At 71.8% G+C, this 15,464-nt stretch carries 14 protein-coding genes; 7 read left to right on the top strand and 7 right to left on the bottom strand.

Going from position 1 to position 15,464, the window contains the following annotated elements; translation table 11 throughout:
- The 3 genes from dapF to F8279_RS25450 form a co-directional block, all read right to left on the bottom strand.
- On the bottom strand, positions 1–838 hold an 838-nt coding region (dapF, locus tag F8279_RS25460), incomplete at its 3' end, for a diaminopimelate epimerase (protein ID WP_151501289.1).
- A 7-nt stretch (positions 839–845) separates the two neighbouring features.
- A complete protein-coding gene (gene miaA, locus F8279_RS25455; protein WP_151501288.1) occupies positions 846–1,751 on the bottom strand; it encodes a tRNA (adenosine(37)-N6)-dimethylallyltransferase MiaA in 906 nt (301 codons plus the stop codon).
- A complete protein-coding gene (locus F8279_RS25450; protein ID WP_151501287.1) occupies positions 1,748–2,467 on the bottom strand; it encodes a hypothetical protein in 720 nt (239 codons plus the stop codon). Before F8279_RS25450 ends, miaA begins: the two co-directional genes overlap by 4 nt.
- A gap of 205 nt (positions 2,468–2,672) precedes the next feature.
- Here F8279_RS25450 and F8279_RS25445 point away from each other — a divergent pair, with 205 nt between their 5' ends.
- Entirely contained in the window at positions 2,673–3,881 is a 1,209-nt protein-coding gene (locus F8279_RS25445) for a DUF349 domain-containing protein (RefSeq protein ID WP_151501286.1), read from the top strand.
- A gap of 336 nt (positions 3,882–4,217) precedes the next feature.
- Positions 4,218–5,852 carry a cellulase family glycosylhydrolase gene (locus F8279_RS25440; protein ID WP_151501285.1) on the top strand — a complete coding sequence of 545 codons (1,635 nt, stop codon included), beginning with the start codon at positions 4,218–4,220 and terminating at the stop codon, positions 5,850–5,852.
- A gap of 47 nt (positions 5,853–5,899) precedes the next feature.
- On the opposite strand, the gene miaB is transcribed toward F8279_RS25440, so the two are convergent.
- On the bottom strand, positions 5,900–7,399 hold the full coding sequence (gene miaB, locus F8279_RS25435; RefSeq protein WP_091419870.1) for a tRNA (N6-isopentenyl adenosine(37)-C2)-methylthiotransferase MiaB: 1,500 nt from the start codon (positions 7,397–7,399) through the stop codon (positions 5,900–5,902).
- A 52-nt stretch (positions 7,400–7,451) separates the two neighbouring features.
- Between miaB and F8279_RS25430 the strand changes: the two genes are divergently transcribed.
- Complete coding sequence (locus F8279_RS25430) at positions 7,452–7,679, top strand: DUF2277 family protein (RefSeq protein WP_091419868.1); 228 nt, start codon at positions 7,452–7,454, stop codon at positions 7,677–7,679.
- 78 nt (positions 7,680–7,757) lie between these two features.
- Here F8279_RS25430 and F8279_RS25425 read toward each other — a convergent pair whose 3' ends face one another.
- Positions 7,758–8,237, bottom strand: a complete 480-nt coding sequence (locus F8279_RS25425) for a hypothetical protein (RefSeq protein ID WP_091419865.1) — start codon at positions 8,235–8,237, stop codon at positions 7,758–7,760.
- 214 nt (positions 8,238–8,451) lie between these two features.
- Entirely contained in the window at positions 8,452–9,441 is a 990-nt protein-coding gene (gene selD, locus F8279_RS25420; protein WP_091419863.1) for a selenide, water dikinase SelD, read from the bottom strand.
- A 198-nt stretch (positions 9,442–9,639) separates the two neighbouring features.
- Here selD and F8279_RS25415 point away from each other — a divergent pair, with 198 nt between their 5' ends.
- From F8279_RS25415 to F8279_RS25400, 4 genes are all read left to right on the top strand, one after another.
- Complete coding sequence (locus F8279_RS25415; RefSeq protein WP_091419861.1) at positions 9,640–10,395, top strand: amino acid ABC transporter ATP-binding protein; 756 nt, start codon at positions 9,640–9,642, stop codon at positions 10,393–10,395.
- A 50-nt stretch (positions 10,396–10,445) separates the two neighbouring features.
- Entirely contained in the window at positions 10,446–11,378 is a 933-nt protein-coding gene (locus tag F8279_RS25410; protein WP_091419859.1) for a glutamate ABC transporter substrate-binding protein, read from the top strand.
- A 78-nt stretch (positions 11,379–11,456) separates the two neighbouring features.
- A complete protein-coding gene (locus F8279_RS25405; RefSeq protein ID WP_151501284.1) occupies positions 11,457–12,113 on the top strand; it encodes an amino acid ABC transporter permease in 657 nt (218 codons plus the stop codon).
- Positions 12,110–12,985, top strand: a complete 876-nt coding sequence (locus F8279_RS25400) for an amino acid ABC transporter permease (protein ID WP_091420251.1) — start codon at positions 12,110–12,112, stop codon at positions 12,983–12,985. Before F8279_RS25405 ends, F8279_RS25400 begins: the two co-directional genes overlap by 4 nt.
- A 66-nt stretch (positions 12,986–13,051) precedes the next feature.
- Here F8279_RS25400 and rny read toward each other — a convergent pair whose 3' ends face one another.
- A complete protein-coding gene (gene rny, locus F8279_RS25395) occupies positions 13,052–14,818 on the bottom strand; it encodes a ribonuclease Y (protein ID WP_091420248.1) in 1,767 nt (588 codons plus the stop codon).
- Positions 14,819–15,464 lie beyond the last annotated feature (646 nt).

Genomic DNA, 15,464 nt, shown 5'->3' with positions numbered 1-15,464 from the left:
ACAGGGCGGTGGGGGTCAGGGTGCCTGTCGCCACCAGGACGGCGGGGCCGGACAGCCAGCAGGAGTCGGCTGTCACGGTGACGGTGAGGCGACCGCCGGGCACGTCCACAGATACCGTGCCGGTGTCCAGGCCGGCGTCGCGCAACGCCACCGCCGCCACCGCGCACGCGCCGGTGCCGCAGGAGAGCGTCTCGGCGGAACCGCGCTCGTAGACCCGCATCAGCACGTGCCCGTCGGTGCCGGCGACCGGCTCGCCCGGCGTGGTGAACTCGACGTTCACCCCGGACGGGAACGCCGAGGCGTCGACCTCGGGCGCGCGGGTGAGATCCAGGCCGGTCAGCTCCAGCGCGGCGGGCAGCGGGCACACCAGGTGCGGGTTGCCGACGTCCACGGCGGTGCCGGGCAGCGTCAGCCCGCCGAGGGTGGCGGTGGCCGTGTCGTACAGCCGGGGGCGGCGCATCTCGACCGCGACGTCCGCGCCCTCGACCCGGGCCCGCACCAGGCCGGCGCGGGTGGCGATCGGCAGCGTCCTGCCCGACGGGGCGGCCAGCGAACGGTCCAGCAGGTAGCGGACGAACACCCGGGCCCCGTTGCCGCACATCTCGGCGAACGAGCCGTCGGAGTTCCAGTAGTCCATGAACCACTCGGCCTCGCCGGCCAGCGCGACGCCCTCGGGGTGCTTGGCGGCCCGTACGACGCGCAGCACGCCGTCGCCGCCGAGCCCGCGCCGCCTGTCGCAGAGCGCGGCGACCAGGCCGGGTGTCAGGTCGAGGGTGCCGTCCGGGTCGGGCAGGATGACGAAGTCGTTGCCGGTGCCGTGACCCTTGGTGAACTCCACGCCCCCATCATCGCCGATGCTCGGCGACCACCCGCAGGGCAGTGTCGAGAAACGCGGGCGACGCCGAGTCCAGCCAGTGGACGCGCGGGTCACGCCGGAACCAGGAGCGCTGCCGCCGCACGAACCGGCGGGTGGCGCGGATCGTCTCCTCGTGCGCTTCGGCCTCGGTCAGCTCCCCGGCCAGGAACCGCAGCACCTGCTGGTAGCCGAGCGCCCGGCTCGCCGTCCGCCCCTCGGGCAGCCCTTCGGCGACCAGCGCCCGCACCTCGTCGACCAGTCCGTCGGCCCACATCCGGTCCACCCGCAGCGCGATCCGCTCGTCCAGCAGGGCGGTGTCCAGGTCGACGCCGAGCTGCAGGGACGGGTAGTACGGCGTGGGCGACGGCAGCGACGCGGTGAACGGCGCGCCGGTCAGCTCGATCACCTCCAGCGCCCGCACGATCCGCCGGCCGTTCGTGGGCAGGATGCTCGCCGCCGCACCCGGGTCGGCCTCGGTCAGCCGCGCGTGCAGCGGCAGGGGGCCGACCGACGCGAGTTCCGCCTCCAGCCGCTCCCGCAGCGCCGGGTCGGTGCCGGGGAACTCGAACCGCTCCAGCACCGCCCGCACGTACAGCCCGGAGCCGCCGACCAGCAGCGGCACCCGTCCCCGGGCCAGGATGTCGTCGACCGCCGCGCGGGCCAGCGTCTGGTATTCGGCGACGCTGGCCGGCTCGGTCACCGGCCAGATGTCCAGCAGGTGGTGCGGCACGCCCTCGCGCTCGGCCGGTGTCAGCTTGGCGGTGCCGATGTCCATGCCCCGGTAGAGCTGCATCGAGTCGGCGTTCACCACCTCGCCGTCGAGCGCGTGCGCCAGCGCGATGCTCAGCGCCGACTTGCCGGCCGCGGTCGGCCCGACCACCGCCACGACGGTCACGACCGCTCCCAGTTCGCCACGAAGTAGGCGACGCCGTAGGGGGCGCGGTGGTAGCTCAGCTCGCCGCGCCAGTCGCCGCCCGCCGCGCCAACCGCGCCGGCCAGCACCTGCCACGGCGCCCGCCCGGCGACCCGCAGCTCCGCCGACAGCTCCGGGTCCAGGCCGCGCAGGGCGTCGGCGTCCGCGCCCGCGAGCGCCGCGGCGACCCCCTCGTCGTACGCCTCGGCGCGCGGGTCGTCGTACCCCGGCGCCTTGACGCCCCGGCAGGCGGACCCGTCGCCGAGCACGAGCAGCGCGACCCGCGGATCGTCGTCGAGGATCAGGCTCGCGCCGAACGCCGCGCACTCGGCCGGTGTGGCGTCGTGCGCCACCGACCGGGCCAGGCGGGGCAGCTCGGTGCCGGAGCGGTTCAGCAGCCAGGCGCCGATGGTCAGGCTCAACGGCAGGCGGTCCCCACCGGCGCAGTTGACCTTCCATAGCCGCACCTGGCGGTCCAGCCCGTACGGGCGCAGCGAGCCGTGATCGGCGGCGTTGAACCGGACGGTCTCCGGCCCGCCGCCGACGAGCAGGATCGCCTCCGGTGCGGCGGCGAGCAGCCGCGCGATCGCGGCGTCGGCGGCGGCGCGCAGATCGTCCAGCTCCGGCGCGGCGGCGCCGGCCAGCTCGGGCACGATCAACGGCGGGTGGGGGCAGACGGCGGCGGCGACCAGGGACACGCCCCCAAACCTATCGCCGATCCCCCGGTGCGTCCCCGCGCCGATCCGGTCATCGGGGGCGTACAACACCGTATGGTCACGGTCGGCGACAGGCGCTCGACACGGACGGGGGCGGACCTGTGACAATGCCGGGAGAAAGTTTGCTGCGCCGTGGCGGCGATCGGGAGGGCTGTCCCCCCGACGCCGGGAGAACGAGGATGGGCACATGAGCGACTGGACTGCCTTCGGACGGGTCGACGAGGACGGCACCGTCTACGTCAAGACCGCCGAGGGCGAGCGGGTGGTCGGATCCTGGCAGGCAGGGGCACCGGAGGAAGGGCTCGCCCACTTCGCCCGGCGCTTCGCCGACCTGGTGACCGAGGTCGACCTGACCGAGGCTCGGCTCAACTCGGGCGCGGCCGATGCCGGCCACTCCCTGACCACGATCCGCAGGATCCGTGGGTCGCTTGCCGAGGCGCACGTGGTCGGTGACATCGACGCCCTGGCCGCACGCCTGGACAAGCTGGCCACCGTCGCCGAGGAGAAGGCCGGCGAGGCCAAGGCGGCCCGCGAGGCCGCCCGGGGCGAGGCGCTGGCGCGCAAGACCGCCCTGGTCGAGGAGGCCGAGAAGCTGGCCGCCGAGTCGACCGGCTGGAAGACCGCCGGTGACCGGCTCAAGGAGATCCTCGACGAGTGGAAGACCATCCGCGGCGTCGACAAGAAGAGCGACGGTGAGCTGTGGAAGCGGTTCGCCGCCGCGCGGGACGGGTTCACCCGCCGCCGGGGCGCCCACTTCGCCTCCCTCGACCAGCAGCGCAAGCAGGCGCAGACGGTCAAGGAGGAGCTGGTCGCCGAGGCGGAGAAGCTCAAGGACTCCACCGACTGGGGCGTCACCGCCGGTCAGCTCAAGGACCTGATGGCCCAGTGGAAGGCCGCGCCGCGCGCCGCCAAGGAGGCCGAGCAGAAGCTCTGGGAACGGTTCCGCGCCGCGCAGGACGAGTTCTTCACCCGCCGCAGCGAGGTCTTCTCGGCTCGCGACAACGAGCAGCGCGCCAACCTGGAGCGCAAGCAGGCGCTGCTGGCCGAGGCCGAGGCGCTGGACGTCGACAGCGACCCGAAGGGCGCCCAGGCGAAGCTGCGGGAGATCCAGGCGCAGTGGCACGAGGCCGGCCGGGTGCCCCGCGAGGCCGCCGCCGGGCTGGAGCGCCGGCTGCGGGCCGTGGACGACAAGGTCCGCGAGGTGATGGACTCGGCGTGGCGGCGCACCTCCAAGGAGGACAACCCGCTGCTGGCGCAGATGCGCGCCCAGGTCGCCGAGGCCGAGGACCGGCTGGCCCGGGCCCAGGCTGCCGGTGACGCCCGCCGGGTCAAGGAGGCCGAGCAGGCGCTCGCGTCGAAGCGGCAGTTCCTCCAGCTCGCCGAGCAGGCCGGCTGACGTCAGCACCCCGGCCGGCCGGCCGGCCGGCGGACACACGTCTCAAGGAGAGCCCCCGCCTGGTCGGCCGGGGGCTCTCCGGCTTCCCACCGCCCGGGTTGACGCATCGAGGTGGGCTGATCAGAATGAGCGTCGGAGCCAGGTTCGGGCACCGGCACGAGGGCATCGACGGCTGATCTCGCCGTCGACGATCGCCGGTGCGATCTCTCGCGGGTGGCCGTCCACACGACACGGCCCGGTGCGCGCTGCGCGCGTACTCGATGACGAGCGGGTCGTGCCTCCTGGTCCTGCCGCCCGCGGCGCCCGTGCGGCGCGGGCATCCGAAGTGGAGCTTCCATGCACCGACGCACCGCCCTCGGCGGCGCCCTGACGGCGCTCGCCACCGCAGCGGCCGGCGTTCTCGTCGCCGCCGCCGTCTCCACCGCACCGGCCGCCGCGGCGGCCGGTGGCACCGGCACCGGCTACCTGCACACCAGCGGAAGCAAGATTGTCGACAGTACGGGCGCGACCGTCCGGCTCACCGGCATCAACTGGTTCGGGATGGAGACCGACAACAAGACGTTCCACGGCCTGTGGTCGAGCAACCCGTGGCGCTCGCAGCTCGACACCATGGCCCGGCTGGGCTACAACACGCTGCGCATCCCGTACTCGAACGACGCGCTCAAGGCCGGCGCGACCGCGACCGGCATCAACGACTTCGTCAACCCGGACCTGATCGGGCTCTCCCCGTTGCAGATCCTCGACAAGGTCATCGACTACGCGGGCAGCAAGGGGATGCGGGTCATCCTGGACCGGCACCGGCCGACGTCGGCCGGGCAGTCGCCGCTCTGGTACACCTCGACCGTCTCCGAGGCGACCTGGATCAACGACTGGAAGATGCTCGCCCAGCGGTACGCCGGCAACACCACTGTGATCGGCGCGGACCTGCACAACGAGCCGCACGCCGAGGGCACCAACCCGGCCGCCACCGGCGCCTGCTGGGGCTGCGGCGACACCGCCCGGGACTGGCGGCTGGCCGCCGAGCGGGCCGGCAACGCGATCCTCGGCGTGCAGCCGAACTGGCTGATCTTCGTGGAGGGGGTGAGCTGCCCGAGCGGCGGCCTGTCGAACGTCTGGGACAACGACCCCAGCAACGACGAGGACTGCGGCTGGTGGGGCGGCAACCTGTCCAAGGCCGGGCAGTTCCCGGTGCGGCTGAACGTGGCCAACCGGCTGGTCTACTCGCCGCACGAGTACGCCACGTCGGTGTACCGGCAGGCCTGGTTCGACGACCCGTCGTACCCGGCGAACATGCCGGCCATCTGGGACAAGTACTGGGGCTACCTCTACAAGCAGAACATCGCGCCGATCATGATGGGCGAGTTCGGCACCACGCTCCAGGACCCGAAGGACAAGATCTGGCTGCAGAACCTGATGGCGTACACCGGCACCGGCGTGAACGGCATGTCGTTCACGTACTGGTCGTGGAACCCGAACTCCGGTGACACCGGCGGCATCGCCAACGACGACTGGACCACGATCAACCAGCCGAAGCAGGACATCCTGACGCCGTACCTGATCCCGCCGACCGGTGGCGGCAGCACCAGCAGCCCGTCCCCGACCGGCACGCCGAACACCTCACCGGCGCCCACGACCCCGGCGCCGACCACCCCGCCGCCGCCCACCGGTGGCTGCACCGCGAGCTACAAGCAGATCAACTCCTGGGCGGGTGGCTTCCAGGGTGAGCTGACGGTCAAGAACACCGGCGCCGCCGCGGTGAACCCGTGGTCGGCCACCTGGACCTGGCCGTCCGGGGTGACGCTGGCCAGCGGCTGGAACGCCACAGTCACGCAGTCCGGCACCACTGTCACCGCGGCCGCGCCGGCCTGGGCGTCGTCGCTGGCGCCGGGCGCGTCGGTCACCGTCGGCTTCACCGCCAACGGCACCGCCGCGACGCCGGGCAGCGTGAAGCTCAACGGCACCGCCTGCTGAGGCCGTGACGGCGGGGGCCCTGGTCGGCCCCCGCCGTCACGCTCGGCTCAGTTCGCGGCGCAGCCGCCGACGGGGGCGGGCGCCGCGGCCGGCGCGCCGACCGTCGGCAGTCCGAGCAGCACCCCGGGGGTACGCGGAACCTGTCCCGCCTCGGCCGCGTCCCCGGCCCGGGTGCGCCGGTGCGCCAGCGGCGCGCCGTCGGCGTTGAGGTGGTGCGGGGCGGCGTACGTGACAGTGGTTTGCACGATGTCGCCGGGGCGGATCCGCCCGGCCAGCTCACCGGTGGCGAAGTGCACGAGCCGGCCGTCGCGGGCCCGGCCGGACATCCGGCCGGTGCGCTCGTCCTTGCGACCCTCGCCGACTGCCACCAGCACCTCGACGGTCTCCCCGACCAGCTTCTTGTTCTCCGCCCAGGTGATCTCCTCGACGCAGGCGATCAGCCGCTCGTAGCGCTCCTGCACGACCTGCTTGGGCAGCTGGCCGTCCATGGTCGCGGCCGGGGTGCCGGGGCGCTTGGAGTACTGGAACGTGAACGCCGAGGAGAACCGCGCCTCCCGCACCACGTCGAGCGTGCGGGCGAAGTCGGCCTCGGTCTCCCCCGGGAAGCCGACGATGATGTCGGTGGTGATCGCCGCGTCCGGCATCGCCGCCCGGACCTTCTCGATGATCCCCAGGTAACGCTCCGACCGGTACGAGCGGCGCATCGCCCGCAGCACGTCGTCCGAGCCGGACTGCAACGGCATGTGCAGCGAGTGGCAGACGTTCGGCGTCTCGGCCATCGCGGCGATCACGTCGTCGGTGAAGTCCTTCGGGTGCGGGCTGGTGAACCGCACCCGCTCCAGCCCGTCGATGTCCCCGCAGGCGCGCAGCAGCTTGCCGAACGCGTACCGGTCGCCGAACTCGACGCCGTAGGAGTTGACGTTCTGCCCGAGTAGCGTCACCTCCAGCACGCCGGAGTCGACCAGCGCACGGACCTCGGAGAGGATGTCGCCGGGGCGGCGGTCCTTCTCCTTGCCGCGCAGGGAGGGCACGATGCAGAACGTGCACGTGTTGTTGCAGCCGACGGAGATCGAGACCCACCCGGCGTACGTCGACTCGCGCCGGGTCGGCAGCGTGGAGGGGAAGACCTCCAGCGACTCCAGGATCTCCACCTCGGCGGCGGTGTTGTGCCGTGCCCGGTCCAGCAGCGCCGGCAGCGAGCCGATGTTGTGCGTGCCGAAGACGACGTCCACCCAGGGCGCCTTGCGGACGATGTCGCCCCGGTCCTTCTGGGCCAGGCAGCCGCCGACTGCGATCTGCATCCCGGGGTGCTTCGCCTTCACGGGGCGCAGATGACCCAGGTTGCCGTAGAGCCGGTTGTCGGCGTTCTCCCGGACCGCGCAGGTGTTGAACACCACCACGTCGGGCTGCTCGTCGGCCTCGGCGGCGCGCACGTACCCGGCGTCCTCGAGGAGGCCGGAGATGCGCTCGGAGTCGTGCACGTTCATCTGGCAGCCGTACGTACGCACCTGATAGGTGCGCGGGCTGCCCGCGGCTGCGGTAGTCATGACCCGGACAGCGTATCCGGGTGGAGCCGATCGGATCGAACGAGGAGGAGCTGTGTGCCGGAGCATCAAGACCCTGCGTGAGCCGTACGTCCCGGTGGTGACCGAGGAGGACATCCGCGCCGCCGCGTTGCAGTACGTCCGGAAGATCTCCGGATTCCGTACCCCTGCCGCGCACAACGCGGCCGCGTTCGACGCCGCGGTGGAGGCCGTGGCCGCCGCCACCGCGACGCTGCTCGACCAGCTCGTGGTGCGGGGGCAGCAGCCGGCGGCCCAGGGCTGAGCCCGGGGCCGCCGCCGCTCGCCGCCGGAGGGGACACGGCGGCGAGCACCTGTCGGGGGTGCCCGCCGGCGTCCGCGCTCAGGCGGCGGCGAGCACCGGGGCGACCGTGTCGGGGGCCCAGCGGGAGCGGTGGCACTGCGACCAGCCCCGGCAGCGCGCGTCGGCGACCGTGCAGAGCCGGTGGTGGCTGAGCACCTCGCCGTCGTCGGTGTCGGCCACGTCGAAGTGCACCGGCCGGATCGTGCCGTCCGGCGCGACCAGCAGGTGGCGGCCGGCGTCGAGCGTGTCGTCACGCATCAGGCAGTTGCGGCCCAGCAGCCGGGCCAGCGCCGCGATCGCGGGCAGCTCGGACAGGCTCTCGGGCACGCCGTAACAGTCGACCACGGTGCCGTACAGCCCGGGCGCCTCCCACACGTCGCAGACCACCGCGTACGCGGGGAGCCGGACCGGGTCGGCGACGGCCATGGGCATCACCACCCGGCCGAGCGCCTCGGCCAGTGCCGGGTAGACCTCCACCGGCTCGCCGCCGTCGATTCTCCAGTTCCACAGCTCGGTCATGCCGCCTCCTCGCTGCGCTCGTTCCACCGGCCTCCGGATCGGGCCTTAATGACGATGGTGGGGTGCATTTGACCTCAGCCGGGCGCAAGTTACCGGTCTGTGACCATTCCGGGCAAAATTCCCTCGGGCGACGTTGCCCAGAGTAGCTGGAAGATGACAGTTTATCGGGTACGGTGCCGCGGCGACGGCCCGGCCGCGCCGCGACATCCGAGGCTCAGCGCACCCGGATCAGGTGCTCCGAAGCGGGCAGCAGCTCACCGATCACCGTGCCGCCCGGCACCTCACCGGCGACCAGCAGGCCGCCGGAGGTCTGCGCGTCGGCGAGCAGCAGCTGCTCCCCCTCGTCCGCGCCGCCGAAGTCGGTCCACGGCATGACCCACTCCAGGTTGCGCCGGGTGCCGCCGCTGACGTACCCGTCGCGCAGCGCCTCCCGCGCGCCTGTCAGATACGGCACCGCCGCCGCGTCGATCGCCACCGTCAGGCGGCTCGCGCGGGCCAGCTTCGAGGCGTGCCCGAGCAGGCCGAAGCCGGTCACGTCGGTGCCGCATCGGATGCCGGCGGCCACCGCCGCGCGGGCCGCGTCCCGGTTGAGCCGGGCCATCGACTCGACCGCCTCGGGGAAGCGCTGCCCGGTCTGCTTGTGGCGGGTGTTGAGCACGCCCACCCCGAGCGGCTTGGTCAGCGACAGCGGCAGCCCGGCGCGCCCGGCGTCGAGCGTGATCAACTCTTCCGGCCGGACCACGCCGGTGACCGCCAGGCCGTACTTGGGGCTGTCGTCGTCCACGCTGTGCCCGCCGGCCAGGTGGCAGTTCGCCTCCCGGGCCACGTCCAGACCGCCGCGCAGCACCTCGCGGGCCATCTCCGGCGGCAGCACGCCGCGCGGCCAGCAGAGCAGGTTGAGCGCGACGAGCGGGGTGCCGCCCATCGCGTACACGTCGGAGAGCGCGTTGGCGGCGGCGATGCGCCCCCAGTCGTAGGCGTCGTCGACCACCGGGGTGAAGAAGTCCGCGGTGCTCACCAGGCCCGTGCGCTCGTCCAGCCGGACCACCGCGGCGTCGTCGCCGTTCTCCAGGCCGACCAGCAGGTCGGCGGAGCCGCCGGTGGCGCCGAGACCGGCGACCATCACCTCCAGCTCGCCGGGTGGGATCTTGCAGGCGCAGCCGCCACCACGTGCGTAGTCGGTCAGCCGGATCGCGTCGGTCATCCCCTCATGATCTCGGGTCTGCGGTGACGACGCCAATCGGCCCACCCGTCGACGACGAAATTCGGACGTGCCGGTATGCCGGTGACCGGTGTTACCGCTCCGTGACCATCTGAGTTGCGTTCTGCCACGTCACCCCGCCTACAGTTGCCCAACCGGGGGTCGACCGACCCCCGAATTCCGCCATGGACGACAGGGACGGTGGACGACGTGACGACGGGCGACCCGCTGATCGTGCTCGACGGGGTGAACAAGTGGTTCGGGCCGCTGCACGTGCTCGACGACGTGTCCCTGTCCGTCGGCCGGGGCGAGGTGGTCGTGGTGATCGGCCCGTCCGGCTCCGGCAAGTCGACGCTCTGCCGCACCATCAACCGGCTTGAGCCGATCGACTCCGGCACCATCACGTTCGACGGGCAGCCGCTGCCGGCCGAGGGCAAGCCCCTGGCCAAGCTGCGCAGCGAGGTCGGCATGGTGTTCCAGTCGTTCAACCTCTTCGCGCACAAGACCATTCTGGAGAACGTCGCGCTGGGGCCGGTCAAGGTCCGCAAGGAGAAGCCGGCCGCCGCCCGTGAGCGCGGCCTGGCCCTGCTGGACCGGGTCGGCATCGCCAACCAGGCGGACAAGTACCCGGCGCAGCTCTCCGGCGGTCAGCAGCAGCGGGCGGCGATCGCCCGCGCGCTGGCCATGCAGCCCAAGGCGATGCTGTTCGACGAGCCGACGAGCGCGCTGGACCCGGAGATGGTCGGCGAGGTGCTGGACGTGATGACGTCGCTGGCGAGCGAGGGCATGACCATGGTTGTGGTGACCCACGAGATGGGCTTCGCCCGGCACGCGGCCAACCGGGTCATCTTCATGGCCGACGGCAAGCTGGTCGAGGACGCGCCGCCGACCGAGTTCTTCGCGAACCCGCGCAGCGAGCGGGCCAAGGACTTCCTCTCCAAGATCCTCACCCACTGAGCGTCCGTAGTGGAGTCGTCCCGTCGACTCCGTCGAAGAAGGAGATGTGTATGCGTTACAAGCGCGTGGCTGCGGTGGCCATGATGGCTTCGCTCGCCCTGTCCGCGGCCGCCTGCGGCAAGGAGGGGGACCCCGCTCCCAGCGGCGGCAACGCCAGCGGTGGAGCGCAGGGCGACAACTGCAGCAGCTCGGGCGTCACCTTCACCCCCAAGACGGACGCCAACGTCGCCGGCAGCCCGGCCTTCGAGAAGATCAAGTCGGCCGGCAAGGTCGTCATCGGCGTCAAGTTCGACCAGCCGAACCTCGGCTACAAGGACGCCCAGGGCAAGCGCTGCGGCTTCGACATCGAGATCGCCCAGTACGTCGCCAGCACCCTCGGCGTCGACCCGGCGAAGATCGAGTACAAGGAGATCGCGTCCGCCAACCGGGAGACCGCGATCAAGGGCGGCGAGATCGACTACTACGTCGGCACGTACTCGATCACCGACAAGCGCAAGAACGACGTCTCCTTCGCCGGCCCGTACTTCGTCGCCGGCCAGGACCTGCTGGTCCGCAAGGACGAGTCGTCGATCACCGGCAAGGACACGCTCAAGGGCAAGAAGGTCTGCTCGGCCACCGGCTCCACGCCGATCCAGAAGATCCGCGACGAGGGCCTGACCGAGGGCGAGAACATCGTCGAGTTCAAGACCTACTCGGAGTGCGTCTCGCAGCTGCTCGACAAGAAGGTCGACGCGGTGACCACCGACGACGCCATCCTCAAGGGCTACGCCGCGCAGAACCCGGACGAGCTCAAGGTCGTCGGCCAGCCGTTCAGCACCGAGAAGTACGGCATCGGCCTGCCCAAGGACGACAAGGCGCTGCGTGACTACGTGAACGACCAGATCGAGGCGGCGTTCACCGACGGCACCTGGAAGAAGATCTACGACGGCACGCTCGGCAAGTCCGGCTCGCCGGCCACTGCGCCGCAGCTCGAGCGGTACTGACGGTCCGCACCGACGTCGGACCGGGCGGGGAGGTCCTCCTCCCCGCCCGGTCCCGTCTGGAGAGAGTGAGAGCGAGGTATGGGCGAGTTCTTCCGCGTCCTGACGGACAACGCGAGCCTGTTCCGCGAGGGGTTCTACAACACCGTCAAGTTGTTCCTGATCGCCGGCGTCGGCAGTCTCGTCCTCGGCATGCTGCTCGGCGCGATGCGGGTGTCCCCCGTCCCCGCGCTGCGGGCGTTCGGCGCCACCTACGTCAACCTGGTGCGCAACACTCCCCTGACGCTGGTGTTCGCGTTCCTCGTCTTCGCGGTGCCGAAGCTGGACGTCAACATCGACTACTTCAACAGCGCCTGCATCGCGCTGACCGCGTACACCTCGGCGTTCATCTGCGAGGTGGTCCGCTCCGGCGTGAACACGGTAGCCACCGGACAGGCCGAGGCGGCCCGCGCGCTGGGCATGACATTCGCCCAGGTGCTGACGCTGATCGTGCTGCCGCAGGCACTGCGGGCCATGGTCCCGCCCATGATGAGCGTGCTCATCGCCATGCTGAAGAACACCACGATCGCCGCCGGCTTCTCCGTGCTGGAGGCCGGCGCCATCCCGGCGTACATGTCGGAACGGGGTGAGCCGCAGTTCATCGTGCTCACCTGGATCGTGATCGGCTTCCTCATCCTGATCCTCCCGCTGGTGGTGCTCCAGCGGGTCCTCGAGCGCAAGTGGGCGGTGGCCCGATGAGCAGCAGCAGCGTCCTCTACGACATCCCCGGCCCGAAGGCCCGGCTGCGCAACCGGATCCTCGGCATCGTCTCGATCGCCGCGATCGTCGCGCTGCTCGCCTTCGTGGTCTACAAGTTCGACCAGACCGGCCAGTTCGAGGCCCGCAAGTGGGAACAGTTCCAGTACGCGGCCGTACAGCGGGAGCTGCTGAACGGCCTCTGGGCCACGCTGAAGGTCGCCGCCGTCGCCACCGTGCTGGCACTGCTGTTCGGCGCGTTCTTCGCCAGCGCCCGGCTCAGCGACAAGGTGTTGTTCCGGGCGCCCGCCACGTTCGTGGTGGAGCTGTTCCGGGCCATCCCGCTGCTGATCCTGATCTTCTTCGGCTACTACGTGCCGTTGCAGTACGGCTGGCCGATCGACAAGTTCTGGGCGCTGGTCATCGGTTTGACGCTCTACAACGGCTCGGTGCTGGCGGAGATCTTCCGCGCCGGCATCAACGCCGTGCCGTACGGGCAGTCCGAGGGCGCGTACGCGATCGGCATGCGCAAGAACCAGGTGCTGCGGCTGATCCTGCTGCCGCAGGCGTTCCGGTCGATGCTCCCGGCGATCGTGAGCCAGCTCGTCGTGCTGCTCAAGGACACCGCGCTCGGCTTCATCATCACGTACCCCGAGCTGCTCTTCGTGGGCAAGCAGATCGGCGGCCGGCTGGCGTTCGGCCTGCCGTACGTCCCGACGTACCTGATCGTCGCGGCCATCTACATCAGCATCTGCGGCCTGCTGTCGGTGCTGGCCTGGTGGCTGCAGAAGCGGCTCACCCGGCTGCCGCGCACCGCGGCCAAGCCGCTGCCGGCGACGCAGACCGACGGCGGCACCGGCGTCACGCCTCTGTGAGTCGACGGACACGCAACGGGCGGGTGGGGTTCTCCCCCACCCGCCCGTTCTCCGTCTTGCCGCCGCTCAGCGGGCGATCTCGGTGACCCGGGACTCGCGCACCACTGTCACCCGGATCTGACCCGGATAGGTCAGCTCCTCCTCGATCTGCTTGGCCACGTCCCGGGCCAGCACCGCCGCGCCGATGTCGTCCACGTCGTCCGGCTTGACCATCACCCGGATCTCCCGGCCCGCCTGCATGGCGAAGACCTTCTCCACGCCCAGCTTGCCGGCCGCGATCTCCTCGATCCGCTCCAGCCGCTTGACGTACGCCTCGAGGCTCTCCCGCCGCGCGCCCGGCCGCCCGCCCGAGCAGGCGTCCGACGCCTGGGTGAGCACCGCCTCGATGGTCTGCGGCGGCACCTCGTTGTGGTGCGCCTCGATGGCGTGCACGACGTCCTCGCTCTCGCCGTACTTGCGGGCCACGTCCGCGCCGATGATGGCGTGGCTGCCCTCCACCTCGTGGGTGAGCGCCTTGCCGATGTCGTGCAGGAACGCGCACCGCTTGATCGTCGGCACGTCCAGCCGCAGCTCGGCGGCCATCACCCCGGCGATGTGCGCGGTCTCCACCAGGTGCTTGAGCACGTTCTGACCGTACGACGTCCGGTAGCGCAACCGGCCCAGCAGCGTGACCAGCTCCGGGTGGATCTCGGTGATGCCGACTTCGACCAGCGCGTCCTCGGCGGCCCGGAGGCACAGCTCCTCCACCTCCTGCCGGGCCAGGTCGTAGACCTCCTCGATCCGGTGCGGGTGGATCCGGCCGTCGAGCACCAGCTTCTCCAGCGTGACCCGGCCGACCTCCCGGCGTACCGGGTCGAAGCACGACAGCAGCACCGCCTCGGGCGTGTCGTCGATGATCAGGTTGACGCCGGTGACCGACTCGAAGGCGCGGATGTTGCGCCCCTCCCGGCCGATGATGCGCCCCTTCATCTCGTCGCCGGGCAGGTGCAGCACGCTGACCACGCTCTCCGCGGTCTGCTCGCTGGCCACCCGCTGGATGGCGTCCACCACGATGTTGCGGGCGCGCTGCTCGGCGCTGCCCCGGGCGTCCGCCTCGATCTCCCGGACCAGCAGCGCGGCCTCCCGCTTCGCCTGCCCCTCGATCGACTCGACCAGCTCGACACGGGCCGCGTCGGCGGTCAGCCCGGCCACCCGCTCCAGCTCCCGGCGGCGCTGCTCCTCCACCTCGGTCAGCGCCCGCTCGCGCTCGGCCAGGGCGGCCTCCCGGTCGGCGAGCGCCGCGGTCGCGGCGGTGAGCTGCCGCTCCCGCTCGGCCAGCCGCTCCACCTCCTCGGTGTGCAGCCGCTCCCGCTCGTCCATCCGGGCGGCCCGGCGTTCCACCTCGGCCGCCTGCTCCCGGGTGGTGGCGGCCAGCACCGCCACCTCCCGCTCGCCGCTGCGCCGCGCGGTGGCGCGCAACTGCTCGGCGTCCGCCTCAGCCTGCTTGTGCGCCCGTTCCAGCACCGTGTCCGCCTCGGTGCGGGCGTCGTCGAGCACCCGCCGCGCCTCGGCCCGGGCCGCCTTCGCCTCCGCCTTGGCGGCAGCCGCCTCGGCCCGCGCCGCCGACGCCGCGGACTTCGCCACGTCGATGGTGCTGTTCACCTCGTCGGCGGCCGTCCGCAACGCCGCGAGGGACTGCTCCTGCCGGTCTTTCTCCGCGATGAAGGCCGGGTCCTCCGGTGCGGGCGCGAGGCTGAGCCGCTTGAGGGTGCGCACGCCGAACAGCACGGCGCCGACCACCACCACGACCAGCAGCAGCACGACCAGAAGGAGGACGACGTCGAAGGCGCTCATCGAGCCGCTCCGCACCGGTACGCGGACGCGCTCGTCCGCCGGGCTCCGGCGTCGTACTTCCGCCCTGCTCCGGTGGCCCGACGGGCGTTGCTGTGCTGCCCCGCTCCGGTGGCCCGGGCGGCGTCGCCGGTCCGTCTGGGCTCGGTGGCCACGCTGTCACCCGCCCGGGAGGGATCGGGGCCGTGTGGCAGACCGCCGGTGAACCTGTGCCGCCCTGCCATGGCCGCCTCCCCCTGAACGTCGGCGCCGCAGGACACGCGCGAAGGACACGCGCCTGCGGCTCTGGACGCCCGACCGGAGCGGCTGGCTGTGGGCAGCTTTCCGTCGGCGGTGTCCCCTGCGGGGCACCGCTGGCGGGCCGGTTGCAGTTGTCGGAGGCTCCGGAGGCTCCGGAGCGCCCGTCAAGGGCCGGTGTAGCTGGCCAAAGTGATGCTGTTCTGTTACGAGATCTATGTTGTGCGCTTAGCCTGCGCTGGTCGGGCAAAGTGAGCCTGTATGGCGAGGCTAGGTCGCGAGGGGCCGTTCGGTCAAGGAGTCATGATCAAACCACCCGGACGGAGAGAAGTTGCAGCGTCACTCAGTGGTGATCAGATGACGGACAGGCCGGGACAAACCCCGTCGCGCAGCGCTACCTCTCGCCGCCCCC

Source organism: Micromonospora sp. AMSO1212t (assembly GCF_008868145.1).
Classification (GTDB): Bacteria; Actinomycetota; Actinomycetes; order Mycobacteriales; family Micromonosporaceae; genus Micromonospora; species Micromonospora tulbaghiae.
The sequence above is the reverse complement of the archived record's forward strand: the minus strand, read 5'-3'. Positions and strand labels throughout refer to the sequence as shown.

Bases quoted from the DNA above. Each gene is read 5' to 3' on its own strand.
- F8279_RS25405 (WP_151501284.1), top strand. From the start codon at position 11,457: ATGGGCGAGTTCTTCCGCGTCCTGACGGACAACGCGAGCCTGTTCCGC.
- F8279_RS25425 (WP_091419865.1), bottom strand. From the start codon at position 8,237: ATGACCGAGCTGTGGAACTGGAGAATCGACGGCGGCGAGCCGGTGGAG.
- miaB (WP_091419870.1), bottom strand. From the start codon at position 7,399: ATGACTACCGCAGCCGCGGGCAGCCCGCGCACCTATCAGGTGCGTACG.
- F8279_RS25400 (WP_091420251.1), top strand. From the start codon at position 12,110: ATGAGCAGCAGCAGCGTCCTCTACGACATCCCCGGCCCGAAGGCCCGG.
- F8279_RS25410 (WP_091419859.1), top strand. From the start codon at position 10,446: ATGCGTTACAAGCGCGTGGCTGCGGTGGCCATGATGGCTTCGCTCGCC.
- rny (WP_091420248.1), bottom strand. From the start codon at position 14,818: ATGAGCGCCTTCGACGTCGTCCTCCTTCTGGTCGTGCTGCTGCTGGTC.
- selD (WP_091419863.1), bottom strand. From the start codon at position 9,441: ATGACCGACGCGATCCGGCTGACCGACTACGCACGTGGTGGCGGCTGC.
- F8279_RS25445 (WP_151501286.1), top strand. From the start codon at position 2,673: ATGAGCGACTGGACTGCCTTCGGACGGGTCGACGAGGACGGCACCGTC.
- F8279_RS25440 (WP_151501285.1), top strand. From the start codon at position 4,218: ATGCACCGACGCACCGCCCTCGGCGGCGCCCTGACGGCGCTCGCCACC.